Genomic DNA, 13,759 nt, shown 5'->3' on the forward strand with positions numbered 1-13,759 from the left:
CCCAGCGGTTCAGCGACGACGCGGCGCGTACGCTATGGCCTTGATCTCGATACGTAGATGGGGGTGTGGCAACTGGTGTACGGCTACGGTGGTGCGGGTCGGGCCGCTTTCGTCAAAGTATTCGGCGTAGACGTCGTTGTAGCCGCCGAAGTCGTTCATATCGACGAGGAAGCTGCTGATCTCCACCACGTCTGCAAGGCTTGCACCTGCAGAGGCGAGGATGTCGCGCATGTTCTCGATCACGGCGCGGGTCTGCGTCCGAATGTCCAGCCGGGTGGTGCCCATGGCATCCACCTCGACGCCGACAAAACTGTTGTCCGGGCGCCGTGAGCTGGTACCGGAGACGAACAGGAAGTCACCCGCTCGCTTGATATGCGGGAAGCGCCCGCGCGGTGTGGCCTTGCCGGCGACGACCGTGGCCTTGACGTCACTCATGGCTGTTTCCTCGGTTATCGCCGCGAACGCTGAAACTGCTCTGTCCCAGGCCCTGGACTTCAACACTGACATGCCCCCCTGGGTACAACGCCACCGCCGCACTGGCGGCGCCTGCCATCACCAGGCTACCCGCCGGCAGTTCGAGTTCGGCGGCGTGCAGCAGACGCGAGGCTTGCACCAGGCTGCGCAGCGGATTGCCGAGGATCGCGGCAGTGGAGCTGGCCTGCGCCACACGGCCATCCAGGCGCAGCACCACACCGGCATTGTCCAGCCCAGAGAAGTTGCGCGACCAGGGGCCAAGGGTGAGGCCGGCCGAGGAGCAGTTGTCCGCCACCACATCCTCCAGGCTGAACCTGAACGCCTGGTAGCGTGAATCGATGATTTCCAGTGCCGGCGCCACCGCCTCGACATGGTTGGCCGCTTCCAGCAGGGTCAGCGGGCGATCGATCGCACGGCGGGTGAGAAAGCAGACCTCTGGCTCGACACGCGGGTGAATGTAGCGCGCCAGGTCGACCAGGCCGCCGTCCTCTTCCACCATGGTGTTGCTGAGCCACCCCCAGATCAGGCTATCGACCCCCATTTGCTCCATCTTCGCGCGGCTGGTGAAGCCCAGCTTGATGCCGATGCTGTGCTCACCATCGGCATAACGACGCTGCATGGAAGCGCGCTGGATGCGGTAGGCGTCATCCAGGGAAAAGGCGGTGCTGCCACTGAACTGCGCCAGTGGTTCGGCGCTTCGCGCCGCCCGGTCAAGGGCTTCGGCGATACGAGCAATATCGGTATTCATGCACGCTTCTCCAGCGATGGCTTCAATAGGTCGAGTGCGACGTCAACGATCATGTCCTCCTGGCCACCGACCATCCGCCGCTTGCCCAGCTCGACGAGGATGTCCACGGCCTTGATGCCATAGCGGGCAGCCGCCACTTCGGCATGGCGCAGGAAGCTCGAATAGACCCCGGCGTAGCCCAGGGCCAGGGTTTCACGGTCCACCCGTACCGGGCGGTCCTGCAGCGGGCGCACCAGGTCGTCGGCGGCATCCATCAACGCGTACAGGTCGGTACCGTGCTGCCAGCCGAGCTTGTCGGCAGCGGCGATGAACACTTCCAACGGTGCGTTGCCGGCGCCGGCACCCATGCCGGCGAGGCTGGCATCGATGCGGTCGCAGCCCTCCTCCACGGCGGCGATGGAGTTGGCCACGCCCAGGCTGAGGTTATGGTGGGCATGGATACCGGTGTGGGTGGCCGGGTCGAGTACGGCCTTGACCGCACGGAAGCGCGCGCGGATGTCGTCCATGTTCATCGCCCCGCCCGAATCCACCACATAGATGCAGGTGGCGCCGTAGCCCTCCATCAACTTGGCCTGCTGCGCCAGCCCTTCAGGCGTTTGCATGTGGCTCATCATCAGGAAGCCGACGGTGTCCATGCCCAGCGTACGGGCATACTCGATGTGCTGGCGCGAAACGTCCGCCTCGGTGCAGTGGGTGGCCACGCGGACAATGCGGGCCCCGGCGTCGTAGGCGTTCTTCAGGTCATGGAGGGTGCCGATCCCTGGCAGCAGCAGCGTGGCGATCTTGGCGTGGTTGACCGCGTCGGCCGCTGCTTCGATCCATTCGAGGTCGGTGTGGGCACCGAAACCGTAGTTGAAGCTGGAACCCTGCAGGCCATCGCCATGGGCGACTTCGATGGCGTCGACCTTGGCGCGATCCAGCGCCGTGGCGATGGCGCGCACGTCGTCCAGCGAATACTGGTGGCGGATGGCGTGCATGCCGTCGCGCAGGGTTACGTCACTGATATAGAGTTTCTTGCCGTTCATGCCGAGGCCCCCATTGCTTGCGCCATGCGCTCGGCGGTGGCCAGCGCGGCGGAGGTCATGATGTCGAGATTGCCGGCGTAGGCCGGCAGGTAATGGGCGGCGCCTTCGACTTCGAGGAACATGGAGATCTTGAGGCCGGTGAAGGTGCCCTGCCCCGGCAACTTCAGGCCGCACACCTGTTCGAACTGCACCTGCTGTTTGAGGCGGTAGCCCGGCACGTAGGCCTGCACCGCGGCAGCCATTTCCTCGATGCTCGCCGCCAGTCGCTGTTGGTCGGCGGTTTCGCTGAGCACGTACACCGTGTCACGCATCATCAGCGGCGGCTCAGCGGGGTTCATGATGATGATCGCCTTGCCCTTGGTCGCGCCGCCGATCACTTCGATGGCCTTGCTGGTGGTCTCGGTGAATTCGTCGATGTTGGCGCGGGTGCCGGGGCCGGCGGACTTGCTGGCAATCGAGGCAACGATCTCGGCGTAGTGCACCTTGGCTACCCGCGATACCGCCGCGACCATGGGGATGGTCGCCTGGCCACCGCAGGTGACCATGTTGACGTTGGTCGCCTGCAGGTGCTGCTCGAGGTTGACCACCGGCACGCAATACGGGCCGATGGCCGCCGGGGTCAGGTCGATCATGCGCAGGTCGGCCTTGTGCTGGCGCAGCAAGGCGTCGTTGGTCACGTGGGCACCGGCGCTGGTGGCGTCGAAGACGAAATCAATGTCCTTGAACACCGGCAGGCGCGTCAGGCCCTGCACGCCTTCGTGGGTGGTGGCTACGCCCAGGCGAGCGGCACGGGCCAGGCCGTCTGAGGCCGGGTCGATGCCGACCATTGCGGCCATCTCCAGGTGCTTGGCGTTGCGCAGGATCTTGATCATCAGGTCGGTGCCGATGTTGCCGGAACCGATGATGGCAACTTTGCGTTTCTGGCTCATTCAGGCCTCCTTACTCGGCTTGCGCAAAGGACGCGGTGACGCGGCCCAAGCCCTGGATCTCAGCGGTAAACACATCGCCCGGGCTCACCGGCACCATCGGCCCCAGGGCACCGGTCAACACCACGTCACCCGCACGCAGTGGCTCGCCGAGACGAACCATGGTGTTGGCCAGCCACAGCGCCGCATTCAAGGGGTTTTCCAGGCAGGCTGCGCCGGCGCCGACCGATACGGGTTCGCCGCGCAAGCTCAGGCGCATGCCACAATTGACCAGGTCCAGTTGCCCGAGGGACACCGGCTGGCTGCCGAGCACGAACAGCCCGGACGAAGCGTTGTCGGCGACGGTGTCGAGCAAACTGATGTCCCAGTTGGCAATACGGCTCCCAACGATTTCGATGGCTGGCAAGGCGAAGGCCGTGGCACGGATGATGTCAGCCAGGGTGTGCTGCTCAAGGCACAGATCACGCTCCAGAACCAGGGCGATCTCTGCCTCGGCCTTGGGCTGCTGGCAGTCACTCCAGCGGATCGACTGGCCATCACCTCGCGCCATCTGCGCGAACAGCCGACCGAAGTCTGGCTGGTCCACCCCCAACTGGCGCTGGACCACGCGGGAGGTCAAGCCGATCTTGTGACCTACCGGGTTCCAGCCAGCGGCAATGTCGGCGGCGTGGTTGTACTGCTGCACGGCGTAAGCCTGCTGGAGTGCGGGTCCCTCTTGCTCGGCGGCCGCACGCTCGATGAGGTCGCGTACTGGCGCACAGGGCCTGCCCTGTTCACGAGCCTGACGCAGACACGCTGCTGCTTCGGCGATTGCTGGATGCATGGCGTACTCCTGTCCTTACGGATTGACACAAATGGTGGTGAGCTCGGAATAGAAATCCAGCGAGTGGCGACCACCTTCGCGGCCAAGCCCGGACAGGCGTGCACCACCAAAGGGCGTACGCAGGTCACGCAGGAACCAGGTATTGACCCACACCATGCCAACATGGATACGTCGAGAGAAACGGTGAGCCCGCCTCAGGTCGCGGGTCCACAGCGAAGCGGCCAGGCCGTAGGCCGAATCATTGACGCGCTGCAGCACGTCCTCATCGCTGTCGAAGGGGGCGATGTGGCAGACAGGACCGAACACTTCTTCGCGCATGCAGCGCGCATCATCGGCAAGCCCGGTCCAGATGGTCGGCTGGACAAAAGCCCCGTGGTCGCGCTCGTCACCGAATTCCGGCACACCGCCACCACTGACCACCGTGGCGCCCTCGGTCAGCGCCAACTGGAAGTAGCCCAACACCTTGTCGCGGTGCTTATGGGAAATCAGCGAGCCCATGTTCACGCCGTCTTCGTCGGGATAGCCGATTTTCAGCTTCTCGGCCCCTGCTTTGAGCGCCGCGACAAAGCGCTGGTAGATCGACCGCTCGACATAGACCCGCTCGGTGCACAGGCAGACCTGGCCAGAATTGGTGAAACTGGAACGCAGCACACCGGCAACTGCCGCGTCAAAGTCGCAATCGGCGAAAACCACTGCGGCATTCTTGCCACCCAACTCGAAGGACACTTCGCGTACGCCCTCGGCAGCGGCGCGCATGATGGTCGAGCCGGTGCGCGACTCACCGGTGAAGGTAATGGCATCGACCTCAGGGTGGCGGGTCAGGAACTCGCCGGCAGAGGCAGGACCGAAGCCATGCACAAGGTTGAATACCCCCGCCGGCACACCGGCCTCGTGCATGACCTCGGCCAGCAGCGTGGCACTGGAAGGCGTATCTTCCGACGGCTTGACCACCACGCAATTACCACAGGCCAATGCTGGCGCGACTTTCCAGGTGAGCAGCAACAGCGGCAGGTTCCACGGCGAGATGATGGCCACCACGCCGTGCGGCTTGCGCACGGTGTAACTGAACACATCCGTGCCGTCGCCAGTGCGCATTTCAAAGAGTTCGCTGCCGCCTTGTCGCACCAGATCCGCGAAGGTACGGAAGTTCTGCACGCCCCGTGCAACATCCAGGCTGCGCGCCTGATGCACGGGCCGGCCGGTATCAGCGACTTCGGCAGCCACGAACTCATCGAAGCGACGCTCGATGCCGTCGGCGATACGCCCGAGCAACTCGGCTCGCTGGGCAGCGCTGAAGCCTCCCCAGGGCCCCGACTGGGCGAGTTTCGCCGCTTCGACGGCAGCATTCACTTCATGTTCGCCAGCTTCACACACCTGGCCCAAGACGCGCCCGTTGACCGGCGAGACATTGTCGAACTTACGCTTACTGTCAACGAAAGTTCCCGCAATATAGTGACGATATAAAAGATTGGACACAGCAACCCCCTGAACAGGATGTTTTCCGTTTGTCGTTGAAGATCGCCTATACATCAGATTGAAAGATCTTCAACTTTGTATAAGAAGCAGGCGCGACTATTCTCAAGTCGCAAACTTGTCAGACATGTTTTCAGCCATTGCGCGCCAACATGAACTTGGCGCAAACAACGTGTTAATCCGAATGCGTGATTATCCGGAGCCGCTCACAAGTAGCGGGCGAAATCGGCCTGTACCGTTGTCCGATCAACCGCGAGCTTCTGCGCCACCTGCAGCGCCATGGGGTCTGGATAGACTTCAACGGCACCGCTGGCCAACCCCGTCACGATCGCTTCGGCCACTTCCCGGGGGCTGGCCTTGGCCCCCGCGACGCCATGGCTCATCGCCGTATCGATCACACCGGGGAGCACGGCCATCACGTGCACCCGGCCGGCCAGCTCGGCCCGAGCGGCCTCGGTCAGGCGCAACGCGGCCGCCTTGGACGCGCACAGCGACCCCATTGCTGGCAAGGCCACCCGCGCCAGGATCGACAGGACGTTGACCATCGCGCCCGCTCGCTCGATAAGGGTCGGAGCAAAGGCACGCATCATCGCCAGCGTGGCGAAATAGTTGACGGCCATCTCCTGGTCGGCGGCTTCGGGTTCGTCGGTACCCAGCAACCGCTGCTGCCGATTGACGCCAGCGTTGTTCACCAGGATATCGATCCCGATCCGCCCCGCGACCTGTGCTACCTGCTGCGGCTGCGTCACGTCCAGAGACACGGCTTCTACCTGCGGGTGATCGAACAGCAGACGCTCAGGGTTGCGGCAGGCGGCGTAGACACGCCGTGCCCCGGCGGCCAGAAAGGCCTCGATCAAGGCAAGGCCCAGCCCGCCGTTGGCGCCGGTGATCAGCACCTCCTTGCCCATGGCAGTGGTAGCGTTCACAGGTGCTCGCTCGTGGCCCAGCGGGCCATCAGCGTGTTCGAGGGCAGCGATTCATCCAGCAATTTCTTGGCCGTTTCGATACCCGCCACCGGCAACCCTTCGGGATCGAGCAGGCCGATCTGGACCAGCACCGACGCCTGGTCCCAGTAGATATGCTCGTGATAAAGCTTGTCGCCGCGGAAGTTGACCACCGCCACCATGGGGATTTCTACGTATTTGCCGGTGGGTGCTATCCCGGGCAGCATGTAGTCCATTTCGCAGGTGTGGGTGAAGGACATGATGAATTCGTCGACGACCTGGTAGGCGCCGACCGTGCGGGAAATCGGAATCATCTTGGTGTCCTCGGGGTTGGCGTGGACAAAGTGATGCTGATAGAAGCGCCCGAGTTGCTGGCTGCCCACCCCACCGGTCAGGGTCGGAATGTGGTTCACGTAAGGCTCGGCGACCATGGTCGCCAGGGTAGCCGGTACGTCTCGGGTAACGAACTCATGGTGGATGTGCTCGTCCCACAGGTCTGAGAGGTTGTAGGCCGGCCCGATGCACTTCTTCAAGGCTGCGATGGTGCGCCCATGGGCCATGAGCGCCGAGGGTTTGTGGAAGTGATCGCTGCCCAGCCGGGCGAACGCATGGTCGGCCCCTTCGTAGGTATACAGCTCTACGCCTGGGCGGCCACGCAGCACCTCGGCGATCTGCGCACGGGTCGCGGCGTCGCACATGCCATCGAGTTCGCCATGGTGCAGGACCAGGCCGCCGCTCAGGCCATCGGCTTCATCCAGGTACTTCTCGATGCCCATCCCGTAGTAGCCCACCGCAACAGCGACATCGGTACGGGCGGCGGTGAGGTAGGCCAGCTTGCCCCCCAGGCAGTAACCGACGAAGCCCAGGGCCGGCCCGGTGACCTGGTCAAGGGCCCGCAGCGTGTCGAAGGCAGCTGCGATGTCGTCCACGGCCTTGTTCAGGTCCAGTGCGGTGTAGAGGCCCAAGGCCTTGTCGAAGTCAGCGGGGGTGTAGCCCAGGTCGATACCTGGCTCCAACCGCCAGAACAAGTCCGGCACCAGGACCACATAGCCTTCCTCGGCATACATCTGCGCCACCTCACGCATGTTGGCGTTGACGCCGAAGATCTCCTGGCCCAACACGATGCCGGGGCCTTTGCCCTCAGGCGGCAACGCCAGATAACCCTTGAAACTTCCAGCCTGGTCTCGCGCCAGAATATCGATGTATTGGCTCATCTCATTGCTCCTTTTACGGTAAGCGGATCAGGTTTTGCCCTGCAGGAATCTTTTGCCGAAGCAGCCGTTGTCGAAGCGCTGCCAACGGCGCGCTTTACAGCAACTTGAAAGGTAATTCGGTGATCAGGCGAATCTCGTCCATGTCACCGCGTGGCTCGGCCGAGTTACCGCGGTGCACGCCGTAGCGCGCCCTCAGGCTGAGGTTTTTTGCCGGCCCGCTTTGCACCACATATTGCAACTCGATATTGCGTTCCCAGTGGCGCCCGCCATCCTGAAAGCCGAGTGAAGCGTAGGAACTCTCCGGCACGATATTGGAGCCCTTGCCACCCTGCCCCTGGATGTAGCGAATCATGCACTTCAGGCCAGGCACGCCACGCGCGGTGAAGTCATAGTCGTAGCGAACCTGCCAGGACCGATCGTTGGGCGCGTTGAAGTCACTGAGCTGCACGTTGTTCGCCAGGTGCGCCACGGTGGTTTGCCCGTCACGGAACGCCAGGTAGTCGAAGGGCGTGTCACCCTGCACCTTCTGGTAGGCAAGCATGATGGAGTGAGCACCAAACTTGACGCCCGGGGCCAAGGACCAGGTCAGGTTGTCGATGGGCCCGCCATGGGCGGCACCGATGTCGACCGTGCGGTACAGGCTGAAATTCACGGTCGGGGTCAGCCCCTCGACCAGGGCAGGCAAGTAGCGAAACCCCAGGTAATCCTGGCGCCAAAGGTCTTCGGCACGTTGAGTGCCGAGGTAGCCTTTGACTGCGCCCTGCTCGTAATTCAGGCTCAGGTAATCGACCGTATCGGTCTGCGTGGCGCCGTACAGCGAGCGCAACGTGCTGTCGTTGCGGTTTTCCGACGGCGCCTTGCCGGCAGTGATGTGGGCGGCATCGAAGGTCAGCGGCTGCAGGTCACGGCTGGTGAGCTGCCATGCCGTCACCGTTTGCGGCAACAGGCGCCCGGAGCCACCGTCGGTCATGAATACCGGGGAGGTGCGCAATTCCATGGACCCGTACTTGAGCACCGTTTCACCGACCTTGAGCTTGAGCGCACCACCGCCCACGCTGTACTCATCCGCCACCTCCCCGTCGTTCTTGACGTGCAGCAGGTTGGTGCCGGTCCTGCCACGGCCACTGTCCAGTTTCAGCCCCCCGTACACATGCGCATCGAACCCCAGGCCGACAAGGCCAGGCGTGAACGCGGAGGTGTAGTCAAGGGTCAAGCCTTGGGCCCACTCGGCGCGGTAACCGTTGACGGTGCCGGGTCGGCGGTTGGCACCGCCGTTGCGAAAGTCGCGGTTGAGGTAAAAGTTGCGGGTAACACCGCTCAGGGCACCCTGCTGCAAATACCGTGCGGCATCGGCCCATGGGTCATCCGCCAAGGCCTGCTGGCAGGCCAGCGCCAGCCCCAGGCTGGACGCGAGCCGGTAATCGATTGCTGAAGGCATAACCACACTCCTGGGTACTCGTGTACACCACGCGCAAGGCCCTGGGGCCGTGCATGGTCAGTGGTTGACTGGCTGAACGCAGGCCGACGGCGCCCGCTTCGGCGGGCGAAGTCGGCTCGACCGTGTGGGTTACACGTCGCGGCAGGCCGGCTGGGCTACGATTCGCCGGTGCTCATCGATGGCGACGTCGACCAGGGTGCCGGGGGGCAAAGGCCCTGAAGTCTGGGCAATGACCACGGGGCCTTCGAGCAGCTCGACACTGGCCAGGTGCAGGAGCTCTGCGCCCGCCATGCCGACCCGCGCGCGCACCACGGTGGCCTGGGCAACCCGGCCGACCTGGGCAGAGACGTCCTGCCACTGCGCCTCACCGCAGCGCGGGCAGCTGTAACGCGGCGGGAAACTGGCCTGGCCGCAACCGACACATTGCTGGATCATGAACGCCATGCCACACCCCCTTGCCACCGTTCGAGCACCACCGCGTTGGCGCACATGCCGTAGCGGTACTGGACCATGCCATAGCCGGTCACCACCGCCAGGCGCGCATCGCTGACCTGGCGTTGACCGGCGTCGCCAAGCAGCTGGGTAATGGCTTCGACCAGCCCATGCATGCCCCCCGCCGCGCCCGCCTGGCCGGCCGAGAGCTGCCCGCCCGAGGTATTGACCGGCAGTTCGAAACGGCCTATCCGCCGCAGCACTCGCCGGTAATCGTCGTCGGGGACGAAGCCCAGGTCGGCAAGCTGGATCAGGGCCATGACCGGATAGTCGTCATACACGCACGCCAGGTCCATGGCCTCAGGCCCGGTATTGGCGCGGTCCCACAGTGTGTCGGCAATCTTTGCCAGCGGCGTCTGCAGGCCATCACCAGCCTGGTGGTCATCGTTGTGCAGCGCCTTTACTGCACGCACCGCCACGTTGACCCTGTTGCGGGCGAGGTCGGCGCGGGTCAGCAGGATGGCGTTGGCGCCATTGACTACTGGTACGCAATCAAACCGGCACAGCGGGTCGGCCACCATGGGCGCATCAAGGTACTGCTCGAGGGTCAGCGGCTCGCGGTAGACCGCCAGCGGGTTGCGCTGCGCCCAGGCTCGCTGGGCAATGCACAACTGTGCATAGTCTTCGCGGCCAAGGCCGGTGCGTTGCGCATGGCGCTGGGTGAGCATCGCGAACACCCCATTGGGCCCGCCGTGCTGAAGCGGCTTGAGGTACTCCTCGGTGGTGCGGTTGTAATGGTCGACCAGGTTCCTGAAATCCTCCGGAGTGAACGTATCGCCGGCCACCAGCACGATCACGTTGGCATCACCGTGCTGGATGGCACGCACGGCATGCTGCAGCATATTGATCGCGCTAGCCCCGCCATTGCGGTCATCCATGCACCAGGTCAGGGTCAGCCCGAGGCGCCACGCCAGATCGATGGCGTTGTCCGGCCGGTGGGTGAAGGATGCCACGCCCAGGCCGTCGACCTCATGCGCTGCCACGCCTGCCTGGCGCAGCAATTGCTGCACCGCCCTGCCGAGCAGTTGCGACGTCGACTCGCCCGTGCCGCGCCGGTTGTAAGGTACCTCCAGGGCCCCGGCGATCAGCGCCACGGCGTCATTGCTTGCTGACCGGTTCATGACCGCCCTCCCTTGGCCCGCACGCGGGTCTCCTTGGTGAAACACAGAGAGATGACCGTGACCAGCCCCAGCGCCATCATCATCAGCGACACTGGCCAACTGGCCTGGTAATGCGCCAGCAATGCGGTCGCGATCATCGGCGACAGGCCGCCGGAGAACACCGAGGCCACTTCGTGCCCCAGCGCCATGCCGGAATAGCGCACTTCAGTGCTGAACAGTTCCCCCATGAGGCTGGGCTGGGTACCGATCATGGCGCCATGGCAGATGGCATTGCCGATCACAAAGGCCAGCCAGATCCAGGCAGGCTCTCGGGTCTCGAGCAACCAGAAGAACGGAAATGCCATCAGCACCATCCCTACCGCGCCCACCATGTACACCGGCTTGCGACCTACGCGGTCCGACAGGCGCCCCCAGAACAACATGGTCACCAGTTCCACGCAGGTGGATACCGTGACCCCCGCCAGCATCACGCTATTGGGTACGCCGAGAAACTTGCCGTAGACCAGGGCGAACGCCAGCATGAGGTAGGAGCCGCCGTTTTCAGCCACCCGCAAGCCCATGGCCATCAGCACTTCGCGTGGATGTTTGCGCAGCACATCCAGCACCGGCATGTGCGACGTCTTGCCGGTGGCCTCGGCGCGCTGGAAATCCTGGCTTTCGGGCAAGGAACGGCGGATGTACACGCCCAGGCCGAATATGACGATCGAGACCAGAAAGGGAATGCGCCAGCCCCAGCTGTGGAAATCCTGCTCCGGCAACAGCTGGACCACATAGAACGCCCCGGCGGACAAGACAAACCCACCGCCCACGCCGATCTGACTGATCGACGCGAAGAAGCCGCGGCGCTCGGGCGGTGCCGACTCACTGATCATCAGCACGCCACCGCCCCACTCACCGCCCGCCGCGATGCCCTGCAGGACACGTAACAGCAGCAACAACACAGGTGCCCACACCCCCGCCTGAGCGTAGGTGGGCAACAGCCCGATCAGGAAGGTTGCGCCGCCCATGATCGAAAGCGTCAATACCAAGGCTTTCTTGCGCCCGTACTTGTCGCCGATATGACCGAAGATCACGCCACCGAAAGGCCGGGCGAGAAAACCCAGGGCGAACCCGGCCAGGGCCGCGATCGTACCGACCAGCGGATCGGTGCCCTTGGGAAAAAACAGTTCGCCGAAGATGAGCGCCGCCGCGGTGCTGTAGAGAAAGAAGTCGTACCACTCCAGCGCGTTGCCTGTGACCGAAGCCAAGACAATCTTGCGAAAGGTTTTGCTGTCGATCGGTGCGCGGTTATCAACCCCTGCGCCAACATGACTCTGCACTGACTGGGTGTCAGAAAGTTCAAGCGAATGCGTGCCCGTCATGGCGGTCTCCGTCAATGACTGAATAATTATGAACGCTGTTGTTATTGTTGTTGCATCGTTTGTTATTGCACGGCAGTCAAAGCCAAGTAATCAGGCGCGTTTAAGCCTATAACCGGAGCCCTCTAGGTCCCACGCAGTGGCGGTAACACCGAGTGCTCTCAATTTATATTTCTGCACTTTGCCGTTTTCGGTTTTCGGCAATTCGACAACAAAGTCCAAATAACGCGGCACGGCGAAGTACGCCAGCCGGGATTCGCAATATTGCGTCAGTTCCAGTGGGTCGAGCCGCGCGCCTGCCTTGATGACGATCGCGGCCATGACTTCATCTTCGGCCAGCTCCGACTTCACCGCATAGACCGCTGCCAGTTCCACTGCCGGGTGGCTCAACAGCACCTGCTCCACCTCGAAAGACGAAATGTTCTCGCCGCGGCGCCGGATCGCGTCCTTCAAGCGGTCGACAAAGCGGAAATAGCCGTCGCCATCGCGCACCACCCGGTCGCCGGTGTGATACCACAGGTTGCGCCAGGCTTCGACGGTCTTTTCCGGCATACCGAAGTAACCGCAGGCGAACGCGAAGGGCTGCTCGGCGCGCAGCAGCAGCTCCCCCGGCTCGCCATCGGCTACCGGCCGATCCTGGCTGTCCACCACGCGGGCACTGAAGCCTTTGGCCAATCGGCCCATGAAACCAGGCCGCTGCAGCGCCAGTGGCCCGCCAATAACGGCATTGGTTTCGGTGGCGCCATAGCCATCGATCAGGCCGATACCGGTGCGTTGGATAAACGGCGCGTGGAACTGCTCCGGTACCCCTGGCGCCAGCGCGACACGCACGTTGTGGGCGTGCTCTTGCTCATGGTGCGGGCGGCTGAGCAGGATAGGCACCATGGCGCCCAGCAGGTAGGTCACCGTCGCCCCTGTCTGCGCCAGCGCCTGGTAAAAGCCGCTGGCGGAAAAGCGTTTGTCCACCACCAGCTGGGCGTCGTGCAGCAATGCCTGGAAAAAGGCGTTCAACGCATTGGTATGGAACAACGGCAGGCAGGTGTACAGCACATCGCCGGGCACCACCTGCAGGTCGCCACCGGTATTGATGCCCCACCAGTAGAACTGCGCGTGAGGACAGATCACTCCCTTGGACAGCCCGGAGGTGCCGGAGGTGTAGAGGATAACCAGCGGGTCGCCATCCTCCAGCACGGCAGGTGCAGCCCTGGACGCACTGGCGGGCGGCATCGACTGCACGCGCAGACGCCCCTGCCATACCGCGTCAACAGCGCACTGGGGCGAAACGACCCACAGGGTATCGACAGCAAGCGTTGTGTAATCCTGCGCCGCGAGCACCTCCAGGTGGGCTTCTTCGCTGACCAGCAAGCGCGCCCCGCTATTGGCCAGCACATGAGTCAGCTGCATGCCGCGACAAGCCGTGTTGACAGGCACCGCAATCGCCCCCAGCCAGCCGCACGCCAACAGCACCTCGAGGAACTCGGCGCGGTTGGCGCACATCAACGCCACCCGGTCGCCACGTTGAATGCCATGTTCCACCAGGGTTGCCGCCCGCCTGGCTATCGCATCGACAAGTTGCGCCGCGCTCCAGGTGCAACTGCGGTCGGAAAAAAGTGCAGTGTCAGGGCTGCGTTCAATACGCGTGGACAACAACACCGGAAGTGTAAGTGCGCCGCCACTTGCTAGTTGCTTGCAAAAACTTTCGTCCATTACCCAACGCCTCGAA

13 protein-coding genes are annotated in these 13,759 nt (G+C 63.5%); all 13 read right to left on the minus strand.

Going from position 1 to position 13,759, the window contains the following annotated elements; all coding sequences use genetic code 11:
* Positions 1-9: 9 nt before the first annotated feature.
* On the minus strand, positions 10-435 hold the full coding sequence (locus tag L6D64_RS20680; protein WP_176509272.1) for a RidA family protein: 426 nt from the start codon (positions 433-435) through the stop codon (positions 10-12).
* Positions 428-1,222 carry a 2-keto-4-pentenoate hydratase gene (locus tag L6D64_RS20685; RefSeq protein WP_176509271.1) on the minus strand — a complete coding sequence of 265 codons (795 nt, stop codon included), beginning with the start codon at positions 1,220-1,222 and terminating at the stop codon, positions 428-430. Before L6D64_RS20685 ends, L6D64_RS20680 begins: the two co-directional genes overlap by 8 nt.
* Positions 1,219-2,247, minus strand: a complete 1,029-nt coding sequence (mhpE, locus tag L6D64_RS20690) for a 4-hydroxy-2-oxovalerate aldolase (protein WP_176509270.1) — start codon at positions 2,245-2,247, stop codon at positions 1,219-1,221. Before mhpE ends, L6D64_RS20685 begins: the two co-directional genes overlap by 4 nt.
* The gene (locus L6D64_RS20695) at positions 2,244-3,176 is read right to left on the minus strand and encodes an acetaldehyde dehydrogenase (acetylating) (protein ID WP_176509269.1); all 933 of its coding nucleotides are present in this window, start codon (positions 3,174-3,176) and stop codon (positions 2,244-2,246) included. The genes mhpE and L6D64_RS20695 overlap by 4 nt, the downstream gene beginning before the upstream one ends.
* Positions 3,177-3,186: 10 nt before the next feature.
* Positions 3,187-3,996 (minus strand): 2-keto-4-pentenoate hydratase, encoded by an 810-nt coding sequence (locus tag L6D64_RS20700; RefSeq protein WP_176509268.1) that lies wholly within the window; start codon positions 3,994-3,996, stop codon positions 3,187-3,189.
* 15 nt (positions 3,997-4,011) lie between these two features.
* Complete coding sequence (locus tag L6D64_RS20705; RefSeq protein WP_176509267.1) at positions 4,012-5,472, minus strand: 2-hydroxymuconic semialdehyde dehydrogenase; 1,461 nt, start codon at positions 5,470-5,472, stop codon at positions 4,012-4,014.
* Positions 5,473-5,675: 203 nt separating this feature from the next.
* Positions 5,676-6,395 carry an SDR family NAD(P)-dependent oxidoreductase gene (locus L6D64_RS20710; protein WP_219824763.1) on the minus strand — a complete coding sequence of 240 codons (720 nt, stop codon included), beginning with the start codon at positions 6,393-6,395 and terminating at the stop codon, positions 5,676-5,678.
* Entirely contained in the window at positions 6,392-7,627 is a 1,236-nt protein-coding gene (locus L6D64_RS20715; RefSeq protein ID WP_176509266.1) for a dienelactone hydrolase family protein, read from the minus strand. Before L6D64_RS20715 ends, L6D64_RS20710 begins: the two co-directional genes overlap by 4 nt.
* A gap of 94 nt (positions 7,628-7,721) precedes the next feature.
* Positions 7,722-9,065 carry an OprD family outer membrane porin gene (locus tag L6D64_RS20720; RefSeq protein ID WP_176509264.1) on the minus strand — a complete coding sequence of 448 codons (1,344 nt, stop codon included), beginning with the start codon at positions 9,063-9,065 and terminating at the stop codon, positions 7,722-7,724.
* Positions 9,066-9,194: 129 nt separating this feature from the next.
* A complete protein-coding gene (locus L6D64_RS20725; protein ID WP_176509262.1) occupies positions 9,195-9,509 on the minus strand; it encodes a Zn-ribbon domain-containing OB-fold protein in 315 nt (104 codons plus the stop codon).
* On the minus strand, positions 9,497-10,678 hold the full coding sequence (locus L6D64_RS20730; protein WP_176509260.1) for a thiolase family protein: 1,182 nt from the start codon (positions 10,676-10,678) through the stop codon (positions 9,497-9,499). The genes L6D64_RS20725 and L6D64_RS20730 overlap by 13 nt, the downstream gene beginning before the upstream one ends.
* The gene (locus tag L6D64_RS20735; RefSeq protein WP_236192541.1) at positions 10,675-11,925 is read right to left on the minus strand and encodes an MFS transporter; all 1,251 of its coding nucleotides are present in this window, start codon (positions 11,923-11,925) and stop codon (positions 10,675-10,677) included. The genes L6D64_RS20730 and L6D64_RS20735 overlap by 4 nt, the downstream gene beginning before the upstream one ends.
* 204 nt (positions 11,926-12,129) lie before the next feature.
* On the minus strand, positions 12,130-13,743 hold the full coding sequence (locus L6D64_RS20740) for an ATP-dependent acyl-CoA ligase (protein WP_176509257.1): 1,614 nt from the start codon (positions 13,741-13,743) through the stop codon (positions 12,130-12,132).
* Positions 13,744-13,759: the final 16 nt, after the last annotated feature.

This window comes from Pseudomonas urethralis (assembly GCF_021602465.1).
Taxonomy (GTDB): domain Bacteria; phylum Pseudomonadota; class Gammaproteobacteria; order Pseudomonadales; family Pseudomonadaceae; genus Aquipseudomonas; species Aquipseudomonas vlassakiae.